A 19,426-nucleotide genomic window follows, 5' to 3' on the forward strand; every position below is an offset into this window, starting at 1 on the left:
TCATGAGATCCATATATAAATTTCTTATCCTGGCGTCCTTTCTGTTTTATTTGGCTGGCTGTAGTCGTCAAAGCGCAGAAAAAGAACCTGAAAAAGAAACCGTTCATGAAAAGAGCGATATTGTAACGCTTACCCCAGAACAGCAAAAGCTATCCGAAATTACCCTTGGCGAAATTGAGCGGAAAGAATTAAGTGGAACAACAAAAGTAAACGGCATGCTCGACCTCCCTCCACAAAGCCTGGTATCAATATCTACACCGCTGGAAGGAATTTTGAAAAGCACCAATATGTTGCAGGGAAAACGTGTAGCCAAAGGGGCGCTTGTAGCGGTTATGCAAAATCCGGAATTTATTCAGATGCAACAAGATTATCTGGATTATAGAAGTCAACTGCAGTTCCTGAAGGAGGAGTTAAACCGCCAGGAAGAATTGGCAAAAGAAAACGTGAATTCTAAAAAAGCATTGCAGAAAGCAAGAAGCGAATACCAAAGTGTGAGTGCAAGGTTGCTGGGGCAACGGTCAAAACTCTCCCTGTTGAATATTAGTTTTTCGGCATTGGAGAAAGGACAGATTCAAAAAACCTTTAATTTATATACCCCAATTTCAGGCTATGTTACGCAGGTTAATACCAATATAGGTGCTTTTGCCAGTACAACCGATGTACTGTTTAAAATCGCCGATACCGAACACTTACATGCAGAGCTTACTGTGTTTGAAAAAGATGTACCCAAGCTTAAATTGGGGCAGAAAGTTCGCTTTGTACTCGCTAACGAAGAAAAAGAGCGTATGGCCACGGTTTACCTCATTGGTAGGGAAATTAGCAAAGAGCGTACCGTACAAATCCACTGTCACCTGGATCAGGAAGATACGCAATTGCTTCCGGGCATGTATCTTAAAGCCTATGTAGAAAGCGGCGTGAGCAAGGTTGAAGCATTACCCGATGCAGCAATTGTTGAATTTGAAGGTAAAAAGTTCGTCTTTATCGAACAGCCAACTAGCAGGAATAATAAAACTTATTGCTACAGGATGATGGAAGTAAAAACAGGTGTTGCCGAAAATGGTTATACCCAAATTTCTTTTGCAGAACAGATTGATAATGCGAAAGTAGTGATCAAAGGCGCCTATGATTTGTTAAGTAAGGTGAAAAATACCGAAGAGGAAGAGGAACATTAAATTTAAACCAAAAAATTGCTTTTTTTATTAAGATGTTTTATGTTTAATAAATTTTGGCTTAGTTGAGTCTGGAGACTCAACACTATTCCTGCTCCGTCGAGATGCTTTGCTTAACTCTACGGAGAGATTGGGAAAAGAGGCGATTCTTTATTATCTTTCTAAATTAATTTAAATTATAAGCTTGAAGCGTATTTTAGAGATCATATTACCAATCGCCGCTATTTTTTCATTGGGTATTGGTATATGGCAAATGTTGCAAACGAAAACAATGATTCTTCCTTCCTGGTTTTTGGTTGCGATTTCCTTACCTGGCACGCTACTTTTATCTTTTGCTTTCGGTTTTATATTGAAAAAGCTGCTAAATTCAAAATGGCAGACCTCAATATTTACTTCCATATTTGTAATCATATTTTGTTCTATATTTTACATAAGTGAACATAAGCCAGTTTATATTATTATTGTTCCAAAAAACTATGTTGGAGAAGTTAGATTGTTTCTGTCCAATAAAAATGATTTTTCCATCAATGAATACGGTATCGGTTATATTGATATGAGAACTTTCAATGATGGTTTTTATCCAAAAATCATCCAGGCAGGGAATGATATAACCAAACAAATAAAAGAGTATGGCAAGGGTGCATCTGCAACTACATCAGAAGATGCTTACTCTTTTAATCATCTGTCTTTTCATATCCTGGATAGCGGAAAGAAAGTAGATGACAAAGATATTGAAGAACTAATCAGGATTAAAGCAATAGATACTGCACGTTTATATAAAAAATAAACACCTCAGTATGTTCGTAGCCTTGCTCCTGGAGTTTGAATCAGGAAGAGTGCCGATCTAATTTGGTTGGCTGCTCTTGAGTCTGGAGACTCAACACTATTTCTGCTCCGTAGAGACGCTTTGCTTAACTCTACGGAGAGATGGGATGTGTTGTCAACTTATAATAACAAGCATGGACACTAAAATTCTCTTGAAATCAAATATAGTCTGGAAAAAGCATCCAGTTAATGAACGATTTTTCTATGTAAAACAAGAAAATCAAATTGTTTTATTAAGAATAAACAACTTTCCAGACGAGCCACTTTTTTCTTTAATAAATGGATTAGATATTCTGGATATGGAAGATAGACCAGATGGTTGGGATATAGAATGGTAAAAGAAAGCCTAATAGGTTTAATCAAATCTTTGGCTAGTTGAGGAATCAGGAAGACTGCTGAACTAATTTGATTGGGTTGTTCTTGAGTCTGGAAGCTCAACACTAATCCTGCTCCGTAGAGACGCTTTGCTTAACTCTACGGAGAGATTCGTCCTTCAAATAAAGCTTCAAACCACATCCTTAAAACCAAAAGTAACCTTTTAGTGTTACCTATCATGAAGTAAATCAATTCCTTAAGGGTTGGATATTTCAGATGAATATATGGGTTGATGCTTTGCCAAATAAGTTACATAGCCACAGGATAAATATGAATACCAGAAGAGACTTTCTACAAAAAATGGGCGCATCAGCATTGATGTTGCAATTAAGTTCCATATCGGCATTTGCTGAAGCTCCCGAAGAAATCAATCAGCCATATGAGGGTAGGGTACTCCGAGTAGCCATTATGGGATTAGGCGGGTATGGCACCCGTGTTGCGGAGGCGATGAAAACTTGTGCCAAAGCTAAACTGGTAGGTGTAATTAGTGGTACGCCTTCAAAAATTAAAGATTGGCAAGCCAAGTACAACATTCCGGAAAAGAATTGTTATCACTACCAGAACTTTGATGAAGTAAAAAATAATCCGGATATAGATGCCATTTATGTAACTACACCAAATGCCCTGCACCATGGTCAGGTTATTCGTATAGCAAAAGCCGGAAAACACGCGATATGCGAAAAGCCGATGGCATTAAATGCCAAAGAAGGTGAAGAGATGGTTAATGCCTGTAAAAAGGCAAATGTGAAGTTACTGGTTGGTTACAGGATGCATTTTGAGCCCCGTACGCTTGAAGTGATCCGAATGAGAAACGCGGGCGACTTCGGCAAGATTATGTTTTTCCAGGGGCAATGTGGCTTTAAAATAGGCGACCCTACGCAGTGGCGATTAAATAAAGCGCTTGCAGGCGGCGGATCCATGATGGATATTGGGATTTATGCGATTAATGGGGCAAGGTATATGGTTGGCGAAGAGCCGATTTGGGTAACAGCCCAGGAAACCAAAACCGATCCGGTAAAGTTTAAAGAAGGTGTGGATGAAACCATTCAATTTCAGCTGGGTTTTCCCGGCGGAGCAGTGGCGTCCTGCTTATCCAGTTATAACATCAACCACCTGGACAGATTTTTTATGAGTGGCGACAAGGGATTTGCAGAAATGCAACCTTCTACCGGCTATGGTCCAATCAAAGGCAGAACCCATCGGGGCGAACTTACGCAGCCGATAACCACGCATCAAACGGTACAGATGGATGAAATGTCAAGCATTATTTTTGAAGATAAGAGGCCGGTAGTTTCTGCAGATGGAGAGGAAGGCTTAAAAGACCTTAAAATTATTGATGCCATTTATGAAGCCGTAAAAACAGGGAAAAAGGTTAGATTAACGGCTTAAGCAACGGCTTTAATGGGTAATAGAGTTCAATAATGATTTTGTCAGCAACAGACTTTGATAATCGCTAAGACTGGTTTTTAAATTAACTATACATCATAAAAGAAGCGGCCAGGCCTGGCCTGGCCGCTTCTTTTATTTCTGCACAATGATATGGTATTTAGCTTTGGTACTTGTTGAGCTATCAAACCAGATGGTATATATTTTTCCGGCTTGTAACTCTGAACCTGCGATGGTTGTGGTTTCCAGTGAACCAGACATGTTAACGTTTAAGTTGGTGTTGGCATCAATCGTTTGATAAGCTGAAGCTGCTTTAAAAGCTAAAGCAGAAATAATACCGGTACCGGTAGATGTTGTCACATTAATGGTGTTGCTTAATATCGGCGCCACATTGATAAAACGAACTTTCGCTTTGCCGCTCACGGTATTATCATCATTGGCATAGGTATTAATGGCCATTGTACCATCAGCTTGTTTTACCAACAAAGCAGTTTGCGAAGAATTTTCACTTGCATTTACATTTGCAGACGCGGTTACTGTTGCTGACCCTGAGTTTTTAAATGAAATGGTTTTACTGCCTGCCGCGGTAGAGATATCCGTTGCAGTATTGGAATAGGCTATAGCCGATGCACTTACCTTAACATCATTAATATAAGCATCCTGCGCAGCAGATCCTTCTACAGAATTCACGAAAGATATTCTGGCATTAGCACTCAGATCGTTGTTGTTATCTTTCTTGCAGGATGAAATCGAAAGCACCACCGTTGCGGCTACCGCAAACCGGATGAACAGAGAATTAGTTTTAAGTTTCATGATTTAGTAATTTAATTTTTTCAATACTTTCAAAACGAATGCCTTAGTGCTGGTTGTAATTGTTAATTTTATTTTAAGTGCTTGGTAATTAAATTTTTAAGTATTTCCAGTGTCTCATTCTTTAGTGTTCTTTCCCTGTCATCACCATGTATGTAAAACTATTCATATTGTAAAAATTTTGGTACATTAAATCGCTTTACCATCATGATCAAATTATCCTTAAACAAGAAATGTATTTTCTTATATATTGAGATTAAGCATAACAAAGGCCAATTCCCGGCTCATCCCAACATCAATCTGTAATCGTTTAAATCATGCCCTCAGGAGCGATATCAGAAAAGTCCAAGATCGAACCTATATGCTTAAGGGCTGCATTTGATTTCAACAGTCCAACGAAATATGACATGGAGCATGATCAGTTCCATTGTGTCGTTCAGACTCAAATGCATATATGCAAAGAGCATTCAATTGCTGAAAATCAATTTTGGTAAATCGTTTTATTTCGTTCAGATGTAAAATATGACTAATATTGAGATTATTGTTGATCAGAATTAATCAATCCTATGCTTTACCTTTCTATGAAAAAAATTATAATTGTTTTACTGGCTGTCTTACTCAATTACTCAATTGTGAACAGTGCCGAACTAGTCTCGCCCAATGGTGCGGTTAAAATTAAGATCCGCATCTCAGAAAAAATTTCATACGACATCATCAAAAACGGAAATATTCTACTCGAAAACTGCAGTCTTGGGATGACATTCGCAGATCAATCTTTAGTCGGAAAATTAAACGGAAAAAACACTAAATCCTGGAAAATTGACCGTCAGCTGATGCCGGTGATACCAATCAAATACTCAAAAATCCAAGATGCATGTAATGTACTTCTGATGCATGTTGGCAAGGGGTACGCTGTAGAATTTAGGGCTTATAATGAGGGGTTTGCGTATCGCATTATTACTGACTTCCCGGGCCCGAAAAACAGCGCTATCCTGGTGCAGGATGAAGATGTATCTCTTGCAATTCCGGATGATTACCAATTGCATTTGCAGCCTGCTAAAGATTTTACATCTAATTATGAAACCAATTATATTCACTTGTCAGCCAGGGCATGGAAGAATTCAGGTCAGATGGTAACCTTGCCAGCCTTAATCGAAACAAAAAAGGGTGTTAAAATTTTATTTGCTGAAACTGATCTTAGCGATTACCCTTGCCTTTTTCTGAAAAGTGAAAAAGATCATCGAAATATCTCGGCTTTTTCTCCTGTTGCATTGAAAGAACGTCAGGAAGGCGATCGTTTCATCCGGATTACCGAATCAGCAGATTACATTGCTAAAACAAACGTAAAACGAAGCTATCCCTGGCGGTATTTTATCTTAGCAGATGACGACCGCGAACTACTGCAAAGTACACTACCGGTTAAACTGGCTCCAAAATCTAACCTCGAAAATACCAGCTGGATAAAACCCGGGCAAGTAAGCTGGGAATGGTGGAATGGGGCATCTCCTTATGGCCCTGATGTGAAATTTGAGTCTGGTTTCAATCTCGAAACTTATCAGTATTTTATAGACTTTGCTTCGAAGAATCGTATACCTTATATTATCATGGACGAAGGCTGGGCCGAAAGTGTGGATGATCCGTATACGCCCAATAAAAAAGTAAACCTCCATGAGCTGATTGACTATGGGAAGAAAAGGAAAGTTGATATTATTCTTTGGCTCACATGGCTTAGTGTAGAAAGAAATATGGGTTTATTTAAAAAATTTTCAGAATGGGGAATAAAGGGCGTTAAGATAGATTTTATGGATCGAAATGACCAGTGGATGGTAAACTATTATGAGCGTGTTGCAAAGGAAGCGGCAAAGTATAATATAATGGTCGACTTCCATGGCTCATTTACACCTAAAGGATTGGAACACAAGTACCCGAATGTAATATCCTATGAAGGCGTTAGGGGCCTGGAACAGATGGAAGGCTGCAGGCCTGAAAATACGATTTATCTGCCGTTTATAAGAAATGTTGTTGGGCCAATGGATTTTACGCCGGGAGCAATGATTAACATGCAGCCGGAAGTTTATGGGGGCAAAAGGCCAAATTCTGCAAGCATTGGTACAAGATCGTATCAATTGGCATTATTTGTATTGTTTGAAAGTGGCTTACAAATGCTTTGTGATAACCCTACGATGTATAAGAAAAATCAGGATTGCACTGATTTTATCACACAAGTACCGGTTCAGTGGGATGAAACCATCGCGCTTGTTGCAAAATTGGGGGAGGTAGCAGTAGTGGCCAAAAGAAGTGGGCAGAAATGGTTTATTGGCGGGATTACGAATGATCAATCCAGGGAGATAAGCCTCAATCTCAATTTTCTGCCTAAAAATAAATCTTATAAAATGACATACTTTTCTGATGGAATCAATGCAAATCGCCAGGCCATGGATTATGTGACCCAGACCATCAGAATCGACTCCAAATCGGTTATGCCCGTGAAATTGAGTAGGAATGGTGGGTTTGCAGCAGTTTTGGAGTCGTTATAATTCCCGCTATTTAGTTGGCGTTAAATGAGCTAAGGAGAGCGATATGCAAAGATTTTCAGGGCAGTTGAAAGTGGTAAGCAGCTGAAATGAATAGCTTCAGCTTTAAGCACAACTTTCTGTTTAGGTGCTTTTGGTAATAGTAATATATGTGTCCAATAAAAATGCATCCAGATTTAGGAATATTCTGGATGCATTACATTTCGGTTTTTCTGTAGGCTTACCAGCCATAGTTTTGTACCAGGTTAGGATCTTTGTCAATTTCTGCCTGTGGTATGGGCATCAGGTAGTGCTTATCTGCAAAGACGCGGTTTTGTAAAACAACAGTCTTATAAAATACCGCCACTCCCGCCGCTTCGCTGGATACATCAAGCCCTGTACTGCTGAGTTCAGCTGCCGAAGGACGTGCATTTAGTCCCAGCGCTGGTACATTATCCACAGTTTTGGCGATCAGCCATCGTCTTACATCCCAGAACCGGTGGCTTTCAAATGCCAGTTCTACCCTTCGCTCATTTTGGATACGGTTTCGCATGCCCGCTTTAGTATTGTCGGCTGCCAGGATCGGTAAGTTTGGCATGGCCACCCGGTTCCGAACCAGATTGAGGTATTGATAAACGGATGGATCTGGCGCATCCAGGTATTCATTCATGGCTTCTGCATAATTCAGGTAAATTTCTGCCAGGCGGAAAAGTGGGAAATTTCGCGTTCCGGTACCTGAATTCGCATTTCTGTCGTAACTAGGCGATAAAAACTTCCGCACATTATAACCCCATGGGTTAGTACCCGGTTTACCAGTAGCCCAACCATCGGTTATTCCGTTGCCCGCACCATACCAGGCTAGTCGTACCGGGCGTTTGGTTGCATCGAACCTCCATACGTCGTACTGAAAAAACACACTCGCATAGAACCGCGGGTCGCGATCTTTGTACATGTTCGATATATTACTTACCGTCTGAAATTTCAGGCCATCCCATAGCTGTCCGCTCCAAACACCGGCTGTAGTATAGCCAGAACCGGTTTGGTTTATGGGATAACCGTTTTTCATCTCATAAGCATCAACAAATTGCTGTAAGGGCGTTAATTTCCCGTTTCCTTTAAAGGGAGCGCCGTTTGGCAGATAGTTGCCATCAATATCTGTTGAGTTGCCGAGAATCCGCTGCAGAATAGTCTCGGTGTAATCTCGGGTATAAAATTGTGCAGCATAATTCTGAACAGGGTTGTCAGGAAAAGGACTGTACAATTTGTAAATACCCAGGTCAATAACTGCTTTCGCGGCATCAGCAGCTCTTTTCCACTTCTCTTTATCATAGCTGCGGTTAAAAAGAACTTTACCATCTTTATTTTGCACATTGGAGTAAAGAGGGTTGCCATTAAATAGTGGACTTGCGGCATATAACAGGGTGCGGGCTTTTAATGCCAGTGCTGCGCCCCTGGTAATGCGGCCGGTTTGTGCGGCTTCCTGCACAAGGGGCAGCACATTCGCAATTTCGTCACATTCTGAGGTAATGAAATTAACTACCTCATCCACCGAATTGCGTGATACCTGCGTATCTTCCAGGTTTTGAGGATCCACATCATTAGCACTCGTAATCAGCGGAACTGCTCCGTAGCGTTTAAAAAGTTCAAAGTAAAACTGGGCGCGAAGAAAACGTGCCTCGGCTTTATAACGGGGTTTCCAGATCGCATAATAACTTTCCCGGTCGAGCGGTACCGGAACAGCATCTATGCGCTTGATGAATATGTTCGCCCTGCGGATATCCTGATATTTCCCCGACCAGTTTCCGTATGGATTATCATTGGTACTCCAGGCGCCAAGATTATATTTGTAAGCATCTACCGCTTCTCCATTGTCGAACCAATGATGGTAAGTTTCGTCAGTTGCAGCCGTTAGAGGCGAGGTTAACTCATTGGGAAGGGCATTGTACAGGCGCGCCAGGGCCTGCTCTGTCAGGTTGATGTTGTTATAAACATCATTCTCACTTGAATATTCTGCCGGAACAACATCCAGATATTTTTTACAGGATGTGCTACTGATCAATAGTGCTGCCAACAGCAGCTTGGTTATATTTTTCATGGGGTTACATTGAAGCATTTATTCCTAAGTTGATTACACGCATTTGAGGGTAGTCTCCAAAGCCATTGGTGCGTTCCGGATCGAAAATCTTCATCTCAGACCAGGTAAAAATATTTGATCCGGTGGCAAAAGCCCTGATATTGGTCAGACCGATTTTGTTAACCCAGTTTTTAGGAAGCGTGTAACCTACCTCCACATTTTTAAGCCGCACATAGTTGGATGATCTTAGCCAAAATGTTGAATTTTGATTGTTGTTTACATTATTAGATGATGATAATCTTGGCCATTTCGCATTTGGATCAGGATTTTGCGTTGTCCAGCGGTTATCCATATAGTCTGCCAATACTGAGCTGTTATTTGAGAAAGCCCATGCAGAAGTGCCAGTTAGCCAAACTTTTCCCCCGCCGGAACCCTGAAAAAGAACATTAAGGTCAAAGTTTTTGTAAGTATAGGATAGGGTTAAACCCAGAATCGATTTAGGGGTGGTTACCTGACCAAGGTAACCTTCGTCCTGACTGTTAATCACACCATCCCCGTTACGGTCAAGATATTTGATATCACCAGGACGCACAGCACCGAATTGCTGAGTCGGGCTTGCAGCAATATCTGCCGCATCCTTAAACAGGCCAATTGCAGTTAAGCCATAAGCTTCGTTAATCTGTGTGCCTTTCAATCCGCGGTAAGGCAATGCATATACTGGTTCAGCAGCATACTGTATGCGGTTTGTGGCATACGAATAAGAACCCCGGAGCATCAGGTTATGATTGCCGAAACGTTTGCGGAAGGTAAGTTCTCCTTCAAAACCCTTGTTATCTACAATACCTGCATTTATGGCCGGTAGATTTTGAACACCTGTTACATTTGGAATGATGGCTGCTGTGGTCAGGATCTGTGAGCGCCTTTCAGTAAAAACGTCACCTGTAAAAGCGATCTGCCCTTTAAATAGTTCGAAATCCAAGCCAATATTGGTTTTCTTTGACTGTTCCCATGTTAAGAATGAATTTCCAGTGGCACTTTCCTGGGCACCTGAATAACCATCTCCATCGGCTGCCAGGCCAAATCGGTAGCCGCTTCCGTTTCCGGTTTGCCAGGTACTTAAATAGGCAAAACGGCCAACACTGTTATCTACGCCAACAATACCATAAGAACCTCTTAATTTTAACAGGCTCACCAGTTTAGAATCTTTCAGGAAGTTTTCATTAGATAGTATCCAACCAGCAGATGCCGCAGGGAAAAAGCCCATACGCCGTCCCTTCATAAAGTTCTCAGAACCGTTATAACCGGCATCGAATTCCAGTACATAACGCCTGTCAAATGAATAATTGATCCTGCCTACCAGGCCCAGCTGTTTGTAAGGCAGCGCGGCAATAGCGCCATCAGCAGTGGCGGTCGCCAGAAAACTCTGTGACTGATTATAACGCAGCATACCCGAAACAACATGTTTTTGGGCAAACGTCCTGTCGTAGTTCAGATAACTTTCAAAGGTCGATTTGCGGCTGCCATTGGCCGCAATATTAAAGCCGAGCAGACCATCGCCAGTGGTCAGTTCTTCGTAACGTCCTTTGCTCAGGTCCGTTTCATTTTCGTTTGTGATAAAACGATAGGTAGAATAATTCCGTTGGCGGGTAATGTTCCTAAAGTTCTGAGCATCGTAAGCGAACCGTGTTCTGAAGCTCAATCCTTCAGTAACAAAAGGCAGTTTTAATGTAAAGCCGATAATGGAACTTAATGTATTTTCGAAAAAACGCCCGTACCCGAATTGCGTTAAACGGCCGTAAGGATTGGCCGGAGAGTCTTTTTGTCCGGATACTGAACCATTAGGATTTTTTAAAGGATAGATATATGCAGGTGTATTGCGTATCTCAGACCAGAATGCGCCTGCGGTTTCAGTTGGATAGTTTCTATCGCGAACAATGTCTGAAAGATTCAGCTCAAGCTTCAGTGTAGGCAAAAGATCAATATCAATATTACTCCTGAAGTTATACTTGTTCATCACCGCATTGATATTGTAGGCATTCAAATCATCATATTTGTATAACCCATCCTGTTTCAGGTAGGCCATCGATACAAAATACCTGGCTGTTGAGGATCCGCCGTTAACATTTAGATTGGCCTGGCTCATCATTGATGAAGGTTTAATCAATTCTTCTGTCCAGTTAACATTTGGATAGAGGTACTGATAAGTAGGATTACTGCGGTCGCGGAATTTATTGAGGTATGCATCCGTGTAAAGGTTGGCATTCAGCCCGTCATTATTAAGTGCTTCCCTGAATAAGCTGAGCGCATCGAATGAATCGAGGTATTCTGGCATATTAAAAGGGCGCTGTTGTGAAGTCTGTGCGGTGAGTGAAATTAGCGGTTTACCTGTCTTACCTCTTTTTGTAGTTACCAGCACAACGCCATTAGCGCCTTTCATACCATAAACAGCCGTAGCCGCTGCATCTTTCAAAACGCTCACGGTTTCTACATCATTGGCATCAATACCATCAATGCTGTTCTCTATACCATCAACCAGAACCAATGGGCTTTTGCCCTGGTAAGTGCCAAATCCACGGATGTAAAGTGCAGACCCATCGGCTCCGGGCTCGCCGCTGCTTTGTATGGTTAACAGTCCCGGTAAACGCCCTGCAAGACTGTTGGTTAAACTGGCGGTTGGAGTTCGTAATAGTTCCTTTGAGGTAACCGAAGTAAGGGCGCCGGTAACATTATTCTTCTGTTGTGTACCATAGCCCACTACTACCACGTCTTCTAACATGGCCTGGTTCTGGCGTAGCCTGACCGCAATAAATTCCCTCGAACCAACTGCCACCTCCTGCCTTATAAAACCCACCATACTGAATACCAGGATTGCATCTTCCGGAACTTTGATCATATAGCTGCCATTAACGTCGGTTACTACACCATAACCGTTGCGGCCTTTTACGCTGACCACTACGCCAGGCAAACCAACTCCGCTGGTGTCAGTTACACTTCCGCGGACCTCAATATCTTTCAACATGGTGTTTGCTGAAAACATCGCGGGATCGTTTTTTTTTCCGCTATCAGACCTGGCATTTGCGTAGGCCGGGGAATAAAGGAATAAAATGAAAATAATAAACAGCTTAGCAAGACTAATGGTCCTGGCAGCAGTTCCTGCTTTGTTGTAATGTAAAAGTTTTCTCATAACTGGTTTAAAAGGATTTGCTTAATTAAATGATCTGAATTAGCATAGTTAATGCGATCATACTCCTGTACAGTAGAAGCATTTTTAGGGTTTATAAATCGTTTATCTAATAAAAAAAAGTTATAGGCAGGCCATCTTGCCATGTTTAATGGCACAGTGCTAATTGCTCGTTGATTGGCTTATTGTTCGTTAATGGGGCAGGGAAGGTTAATCCCGGTACTAAGGGCGGTTCCAAAATCGGGTGATCCATCTGCTTTCCAGCTAAGCTGTTGCATTCTTGTAGTTCTGGCCTGACCCGGGTTATTTGGTGTGCTGCGGGCGTGATAGATAAACCAATTTGCAGATTTCACCACACCGTTCTGATCGGTGATGCTACTGGTAAAAAAACCGTTGTGTCCGGGACCATAAACTGAATTTTTATCGCTCTTCACAAATACCTGTTTTTTGTTGATCCAGTTTTCTGCTATTGCCGGGTCGCTGCCGGTCTTCAACTGAATCTGTGCTAAACAGTAATTATCACTACTGTAACGGCTGGCAGAGAAGATGATAAATACGGGGCTGTTGGCATCGCGTTGCAGCATAATCGGCCCTTCGTTTACACCTGCGCCAAGAAAAGTGGGCTCCCATTTTTCCCAGTCATTTGTTGGTGATGATATCTTAATTCGTGGCCCGCTGATCGTCCAGGGGTTTGACATGGGGGCTAGGTAAATATATTGTTTATATTTTTCGGTAGGATTTTCCCAGCCTGACCACACGAAATAGTTTTTATCGCCTATGGTAGCAACAGAACCATCTATCGCCCATTGATCATTTCCTGAATCGGCGATTTTGCCTTTGAAATTCCAGATTCCCTGGGTTGGGTCTGCGTTTTCATTTTCCAATACAAACATGCGGTTGCTGTCATCTACCCCCTTTTGTGCCGCGGCAACATAAATATACCATTTTCCCGCTAAGAAATGCAGTTCCGGGGCCCAAAGGTCAGTTGAATGATCGGTATTTTCAGGCGGTGTCCAAACCGTAGTTTCAATTGCATTGGCCAGTTGCGACATCGCTTTCGTTTTGGCTATGGCCACACGGTTACCTTTGGTAGATAGAAAATAATAGTTTCCATCTTTTTGGGCAACAAAAGGATCGGCATGATCGCCATTTATCAATGGGTTTTGAAAGTATTTTACAAGGGCACCTTGTTCGGTGTTGATCGTCGTATCTCCCTGAGAACTTTTCTGACAGGCTGTGGATAATAAGGGAAGTCCCGCAGTCATCAAAATAAGAAATTTGTTCCTCATAAAGCTTGGAATGGTTGATTATTTGGTTGACCAAAAGTAGCGATCGAAAAACGGTATCGTTCAGCTCCAAAGACTGGTCGACCGCAAATCAAGATTGTATAATTTTTAAACATCTGTAAAACAGTGTTTTGTGTTCGTTTCATCGCTTGAAAATCAAAACTGTTTTCAGACCGTTTTAGGTAATAGAGTGCTGTCATTTTAATTTTAAACCCTAATATTGTAATACCATATCAGCAGAGATCAGAATTGCTGTATGTTTATGTAACAGGCTGGCGGCTATCCGAAATATTAATGATAAAGAAAATTTTTGTAATAATTATATTGCTGGTCCATGTTCTGGCAGTTAGTGCGCAAACATCGAAAGTGGACAGTTTATGGAAATTACTGAGAAGAGAACTCTCAGCAGAAAATAATTATATCCGGCAGAAAGAACAAAAGATTGAAAGGTTGCGTACGCAGCTCGCAAATGTTCCTGCTGAGGATTATCTTGATCGTTACAAATTGTTGTCAGGATTGTTCAATGAGTACAGTTCTTTTCGTTTTGATTCTGCAATTACCAACGGTAAGAAATTGATTGCCCTTTCAAAAAGGTTAAGCGGTAAGCACTACCTCATTCAAAGCCAGATGGGCCTAGCTACGGTTTTGGTGAAGTCGGGCTTTTATAAGGAGGCTTTTGAAACAATTGCAGAGATCGACACGGCTGGCCTCCCGGGCAGGTTACGTTACGACTACCTTAATTTACGTGGTATGCTTTTCGATGAAATCGGCGCTTACGACAATGACGCATATTATGCTGTGGGCTACCGCAAAGCCGCCCAGGCAGCATTCGAAAAGGCGGGGACTTTGATCAATCCTGGTGAACTTGAAAAAACCATTAGCCTTGCTTTTCTACCCCCGGCTGAGCAGGATAAAAAACCAGACGCAGCGTTTTATTACCGATATCTACTGACTCATGGTTTATCTGAGCATCAGATTGCCATAGTCGCTACCAGAATTAGCCATGCCTACAAAGGTGATGATAAGCTGATGTTGCTCACCCTTGCGGCAATCAACGATATCCGGTCGGCTACTAAAGAAACTTTCGCGATATTTTTACTGGGACAGGAGCTTTTTAAAATGAACCGGAATGATGATGCTTATATCTGTATGCAGGAGGCGCTCGGCAATGCTGCTTTTTATGGAACCAGAAACAGGGCGGCACAAATAGAATCTGTATTGCCCTTAATCGCAAGCCGACTGATAGAAGAAAAGCAGCATGAGAAGGAAATGCTTTGGATTGGAATTGTGATTTTTGTGTTGGTGGCGGTGGTTTTGCTGTTCCAGTTGGTACTTTTCCGGAAACAGGTAATTCATATCAAAAAAAACGATCTGATCATTACAGAAAAGAATACAGAACTTGAAGACGTGAACAGCAAACTCTGGGAATCGTCCCGGATCAAGGAAGAACTCATCGGCCTGTTTTTTAAAACCTGCTCATCTTATATCGAAACGCTTGATAAGGTTAAACGCAAAGCTCAGCACAATATTAAATTAGGGAAATATCAGGATGCAACCCAGGTACTGGGGAATGTTCATATACAGAAAGAGAAATATCAATTGTTTAATACCCTGGATAGGGTTTTTTTAACCCTTTTCCCCAACTTTGTTTCCTCGTTCAATGCGCTTTTAAGGCCTGATGAACAGATTGAGCTAAAAGAGGGTGAAATGCTCACTGCCTCACTTCGTATTTTTGCATTGATCCGCTTAGGAGTTAGCGATACGGAAACCATTGCCCGTATATTGGATTATACCGTAAATACCGTTTATACCTATAAGGCCCGTATGAAGGCAAAAGCTTTGGTTGCTCCGGAACAGTTTGAGCAAAAGATAATGGAAATCAAATTTACAGATGACCGCTAATGATATAAGAAACTGCAAATACATTTTCTAACACAGATCACAATGGCGGGATATCAACTTATATTTCCTGTGTTTACAGTACAAATGATATACGCTATATAAGCTTCTTAGTTACTTGCCAACTTATCCATTTTCCTGCTTAAGCATTAATTTGCGAGTTGGTTCTTGTAATGAATCAATTGTGCTCTCAGTTTATTAATGGATGCTTTTACGTGTCCAAAGCAGAATACTATATTTGCCACACCTACCTTATTAAGCGCAAATTGTTCTATTTCTAAAAGGTCTTCAATAATATCTTCTCTACCCAGGTAGCCAAATGAAGTCTTCATTTTATGTATGAGAAACGCAATTCTATCCCAGTTTTGTAATGCAATTGCATCCTCTATTTCCTCCATTAGCTGTGGTATATGCGAATTGAAAAGATCAATTGTGGTAATGATAAACTTCGTATTGGTTCCTGAAATTTTTTCAAGATAGGAAAGGTTTAATGGTTTATCGACATTGTTTGAATCACACATATCCGAAGCTGATCTTAGGGTTAAAAATTCTCATTCTGTACTATTTATATTTTGAATTAAATATATACGATGTAGGATGAATCTGTTATAGTGAGATGTGTAACTTATCTGAAACAATGTAACAAAAAGATTGTTTAAAAAGCTTAATATGCTTTCGAATGATAAATATCCTGATAGTAGACGACCATTTTAATAATGTTAAGATCTTGGCAACTGCGCTAAAACGAGACGATATTGTATGCTACGTTACTACATCTCCAAAACAAGGTTTGCAAATGTGTATCGATCATTCTATTGATATTGCATTGATAGATGTGAATATGCCAGAACTATCGGGGTATGAACTACTCGAGTCTATAAAGAGTAATCCATTAACACGCGGGGTAATGGTGATTTTGATTACAGGCTACTCCATGGATACCGACGATGTGGTGAAGGGTTTAACGCTTGGGGCTGTTGATTATCTCTTTAAGCCTCTTGATTTACATGTCACCGTGGCAAAAGTAGATTCCATTACCAAGCTAATCCTTCAACAGCGGGAAATCAATAATAAAAACCATCAGCTGGAAAAGTATAAGAAAGAACTGTTAGAGATGGTTTCTATTGCAGAAAAGAGTAAACTGGCAAAAGAAAACTTCCTGGCCAATATGAGCCACGAAATACGGACACCATTAAACGCTATTTTGGGGCTGATACACATTTTGGAAACCACCAGGTTAGACGCCGACCAAGCTAAACTTCTGGGAATGTTGACTTATTCCTCTAAGCTTCTACTTCAGTTAGTGAACGACATTTTGGATATATCAAAAATTGATGCCGGGAAAGTGAAACTGAATAAGGTAGAAACCGATTTGAGCAGACTGGTTAATGATATATGTGAGCTGACCCGGCCCCTGGCAGAAAGCAAAAATCTTGTTTTATCATGTTCTGTTGATAAAAACATACCAGAAGTTGTGATGGCGGACACCTTAAGGCTCAATCAGATTTTAATTAACCTGGTCAATAACGCGATTAAATTTACCGAATACGGTGGTGTAAATGTGAAGGTTACCATCTCCGAAGTCAGAGAATCGCAGATATTATTGAACTTTTCTGTTTCTGACACCGGAATCGGTATTCCTAATGAATTAATTGGTCAGATCTTTAACCGGTATGAGCGGCTGGAATGCCCCATGGCTGATAAATTCGGCTCTACTGGTTTAGGCTTACCAATTGTTAAAAAACTGGTTGAACTTAAAGGAGGTACCCTGAATGTGGAAAGCAGCGTTGGCGTGGGTACAACTTTTACCTTTACGAACTGGTACAAAGTGAATAACAAAGTTGAAGTAGCTAAATTAGCTGAAAGTAAAGAGCGGTTTTTAAAATCTTTCAGCAATATTTCCTTGTTACTTGCTGATGATGACGAAATTAACCGGTTCGTGACTAAACAGATATTATCAGAATGGAATATTCAGGTTGATGAGGCTGAAAATGGACTGGATGCTTATATTAAAGCTAAATCAAAACAGTATGATGTGATACTAATGGATATCAATATGCCTGTGATGAACGGTGTAGAGACTACACGAAAAATCAGAAATGAATTATCTGAACACAATAGGTACATCCCTATTATGGCATTCTCTGCATTTATCAAGGATGAAGACAGGATAGCTGGGGACCATGTTGGGATAGATGCCTATATCCAGAAGCCGATTGAACCAGAAACCTTATATTCACAACTGTATAAGCTGTTAAATAAGGATCACTTATAGCATTTTAATAAATTTATAGCCAATATATTCCATCTCCTGCTAGATTGGGTTATCAAGCTTCTGTCCTTAATCTTTTTCGAATTGATTGAGCCTTAATGATTTAATTTCAGTTTAATACCCAACTTTAGTAACGTTGATCTTGAAAGCTTTTTACGAAATGTTATGTCAGAGAAAGTACTATCATAAATTTGACTTTGTGACCAATGCTTGGATGTTTAGATATTAACATTAATCAGTAATCCTTGAATCACTTTTTGCCATGTGAAGAATATTTTGCCCCATCTACTCTTAGCGTCTCGCGAAGGTTAAAGCCAATTAATTATAAATAGATCTAAATAAAAAAGCCCATCTTTCGATGAGCTTTTAATTAGTAGAGTCAATCCGCGGAAGTTCGAACTTTTATGAGCATTGTGAAGCAGTAGTAAATTTTGATAAAGTGGTCAATAACAAGATTGAGGGGCAGTATAGGAAAAAGAAAAAGTTGTAAGTGTTTCCCTCAATTAGCGTGATAATTCACATTTTATTCGGAATCAAAAGTCTGTCTGATACCAACTAAATTGCCTGTTTTTCGTAACTTTACTGATTAGAAGGTAAATTTATTTATAGCCTAAAATGCTTGTAAACCAATCTATAATATCAGACCTGAAAGCGATCATAGCTCAATCCAATGATAGGGCGGTGCGAGCTGTCGATCACCAAAGGACGCTAATGTACTGGCATATCGGCAAACGGATTTTTGAAGAAGAACAGCAGAGTAAAGACCGAGCAGATTATGGAAGTTTTTTGATCAAATACCTTTCAGAAAAGTTGCAACCTGAATTTGGAAGTGGCTTTTCTGTTCGTCAGATGAATCTCTATCGCCAATTTTATCGTACTTTTCCGATTGTGCATGCACTGCATGCACAATTGAGTTGGACACAGTATAAATTACTCCTTAGTGTTGACAATGAGGAAAAAAGAGAGTTTTATGTTGCTGAAACAAAAAAGAACAACTGGACGTCGCGGCAACTGGAAAGGCAGGTTTATAGTAATCTTTATGAGAGACTTTTATTAAGCAATGATAAAGAAAGTGTTTTAGCTGTTGCCAAAAACGAAAAACAGCCTGCTGATGCCAAAGAAATAATTAAGGATCCGATGCTTCTGGAATTTCTCGGATTAAAAAGGGAGTCCTCTTATTATGAAAAGGATTTAGAAAGTGCCATTATCACACATTTACAGGACTTTTTACTCGAACTGGGCAATGGATTCTCTTTCGTATCAAGGCAAAAGAGAATCCATATCGAGGGCGATGAATTTTTTGTAGATCTGGTATTTTATAACCGTTTGCTACAATGTTTTGTAATCATTGAAATCAAAACACATAAATTAACCCATCAAGATATCGGTCAGTTGCAAATGTATGTCAATTACTATGACCGCATTGAAAAACTATCTCATGAAAACCCAACTATTGGGATTTTGCTCTGTGCCGATAAAAATGATGCAGTTGTAAAATTTACCCTGCCTGACGAACAAAAACAAATTATTGCGAGCCAGTACAAACTTTATTTGCCAACAGAAAAGCAATTACTTGATGAGGTTAGCAAAGAGATGGAGAATTTTCAAAATGGTGAAAACCTTTAAGCCATATGCT

General features: G+C 40.5%; 13 protein-coding genes. 8 read left to right on the forward strand and 5 right to left on the reverse strand.

The window, feature by feature from the left end:
* Positions 1–2: 2 nt before the first annotated feature.
* The 4 genes from ACIQXP_RS21210 (at position 3) to ACIQXP_RS21225 (ending at position 3,758) form a co-directional block, all read left to right on the forward strand.
* Positions 3–1,172: an efflux RND transporter periplasmic adaptor subunit gene (locus tag ACIQXP_RS21210; protein WP_387507576.1), complete on the forward strand. Its 1,170-nt coding sequence runs from the start codon at positions 3–5 to the stop codon at positions 1,170–1,172.
* 181 nt (positions 1,173–1,353) lie between these two features.
* The gene (locus ACIQXP_RS21215; protein WP_293743690.1) at positions 1,354–1,956 is read left to right on the forward strand and encodes an MFS transporter; all 603 of its coding nucleotides are present in this window, start codon (positions 1,354–1,356) and stop codon (positions 1,954–1,956) included.
* A gap of 172 nt (positions 1,957–2,128) precedes the next feature.
* The gene (locus ACIQXP_RS21220) at positions 2,129–2,332 is read left to right on the forward strand and encodes a hypothetical protein (RefSeq protein WP_293743689.1); all 204 of its coding nucleotides are present in this window, start codon (positions 2,129–2,131) and stop codon (positions 2,330–2,332) included.
* A gap of 307 nt (positions 2,333–2,639) precedes the next feature.
* Positions 2,640–3,758 carry a Gfo/Idh/MocA family protein gene (locus tag ACIQXP_RS21225; RefSeq protein WP_387507579.1) on the forward strand — a complete coding sequence of 373 codons (1,119 nt, stop codon included), beginning with the start codon at positions 2,640–2,642 and terminating at the stop codon, positions 3,756–3,758.
* A gap of 132 nt (positions 3,759–3,890) precedes the next feature.
* Here ACIQXP_RS21225 and ACIQXP_RS21230 read toward each other — a convergent pair whose 3' ends face one another.
* A complete protein-coding gene (locus ACIQXP_RS21230) occupies positions 3,891–4,568 on the reverse strand; it encodes a DUF4397 domain-containing protein (RefSeq protein ID WP_387507581.1) in 678 nt (225 codons plus the stop codon).
* A 578-nt stretch (positions 4,569–5,146) separates the two neighbouring features.
* On the opposite strand from ACIQXP_RS21230, the gene ACIQXP_RS21235 reads away from it, so the two are divergent.
* The gene (locus tag ACIQXP_RS21235) at positions 5,147–7,102 is read left to right on the forward strand and encodes a glycoside hydrolase family 97 protein (RefSeq protein ID WP_387507584.1); all 1,956 of its coding nucleotides are present in this window, start codon (positions 5,147–5,149) and stop codon (positions 7,100–7,102) included.
* Between the two features lie 217 nt (positions 7,103–7,319).
* Here ACIQXP_RS21235 and ACIQXP_RS21240 read toward each other — a convergent pair whose 3' ends face one another.
* From ACIQXP_RS21240 to ACIQXP_RS21250, 3 genes are all read right to left on the reverse strand, one after another.
* Positions 7,320–9,173, reverse strand: a complete 1,854-nt coding sequence (locus ACIQXP_RS21240; protein WP_387507588.1) for a RagB/SusD family nutrient uptake outer membrane protein — start codon at positions 9,171–9,173, stop codon at positions 7,320–7,322.
* Positions 9,174–9,177: 4 nt separating this feature from the next.
* Positions 9,178–12,336 carry a SusC/RagA family TonB-linked outer membrane protein gene (locus tag ACIQXP_RS21245; protein ID WP_387507590.1) on the reverse strand — a complete coding sequence of 1,053 codons (3,159 nt, stop codon included), beginning with the start codon at positions 12,334–12,336 and terminating at the stop codon, positions 9,178–9,180.
* A gap of 179 nt (positions 12,337–12,515) precedes the next feature.
* Positions 12,516–13,622, reverse strand: a complete 1,107-nt coding sequence (locus tag ACIQXP_RS21250) for a glycoside hydrolase family 43 protein (protein WP_387507592.1) — start codon at positions 13,620–13,622, stop codon at positions 12,516–12,518.
* Positions 13,623–13,913: 291 nt separating this feature from the next.
* Here ACIQXP_RS21250 and ACIQXP_RS21255 point away from each other — a divergent pair, with 291 nt between their 5' ends.
* Positions 13,914–15,521 (forward strand): DUF6377 domain-containing protein, encoded by a 1,608-nt coding sequence (locus tag ACIQXP_RS21255; protein ID WP_387507595.1) that lies wholly within the window; start codon positions 13,914–13,916, stop codon positions 15,519–15,521.
* 146 nt (positions 15,522–15,667) lie between these two features.
* On the opposite strand, the gene ACIQXP_RS21260 is transcribed toward ACIQXP_RS21255, so the two are convergent.
* Positions 15,668–16,039, reverse strand: coding sequence for an Hpt domain-containing protein (locus ACIQXP_RS21260; RefSeq protein WP_293743681.1), 372 nt, complete (start codon positions 16,037–16,039; stop codon positions 15,668–15,670).
* A gap of 158 nt (positions 16,040–16,197) precedes the next feature.
* Here ACIQXP_RS21260 and ACIQXP_RS21265 point away from each other — a divergent pair, with 158 nt between their 5' ends.
* Positions 16,198–17,793: a response regulator gene (locus tag ACIQXP_RS21265; protein ID WP_387507598.1), complete on the forward strand. Its 1,596-nt coding sequence runs from the start codon at positions 16,198–16,200 to the stop codon at positions 17,791–17,793.
* A gap of 612 nt (positions 17,794–18,405) precedes the next feature.
* Positions 18,406–19,416, forward strand: coding sequence for a PDDEXK nuclease domain-containing protein (locus tag ACIQXP_RS21270; RefSeq protein WP_115404622.1), 1,011 nt, complete (start codon positions 18,406–18,408; stop codon positions 19,414–19,416).
* Positions 19,417–19,426: the final 10 nt, after the last annotated feature.

It is taken from the genome of Pedobacter suwonensis, from assembly GCF_044762335.1.
Lineage (GTDB): Bacteria > Bacteroidota > Bacteroidia > Sphingobacteriales > Sphingobacteriaceae > Pedobacter.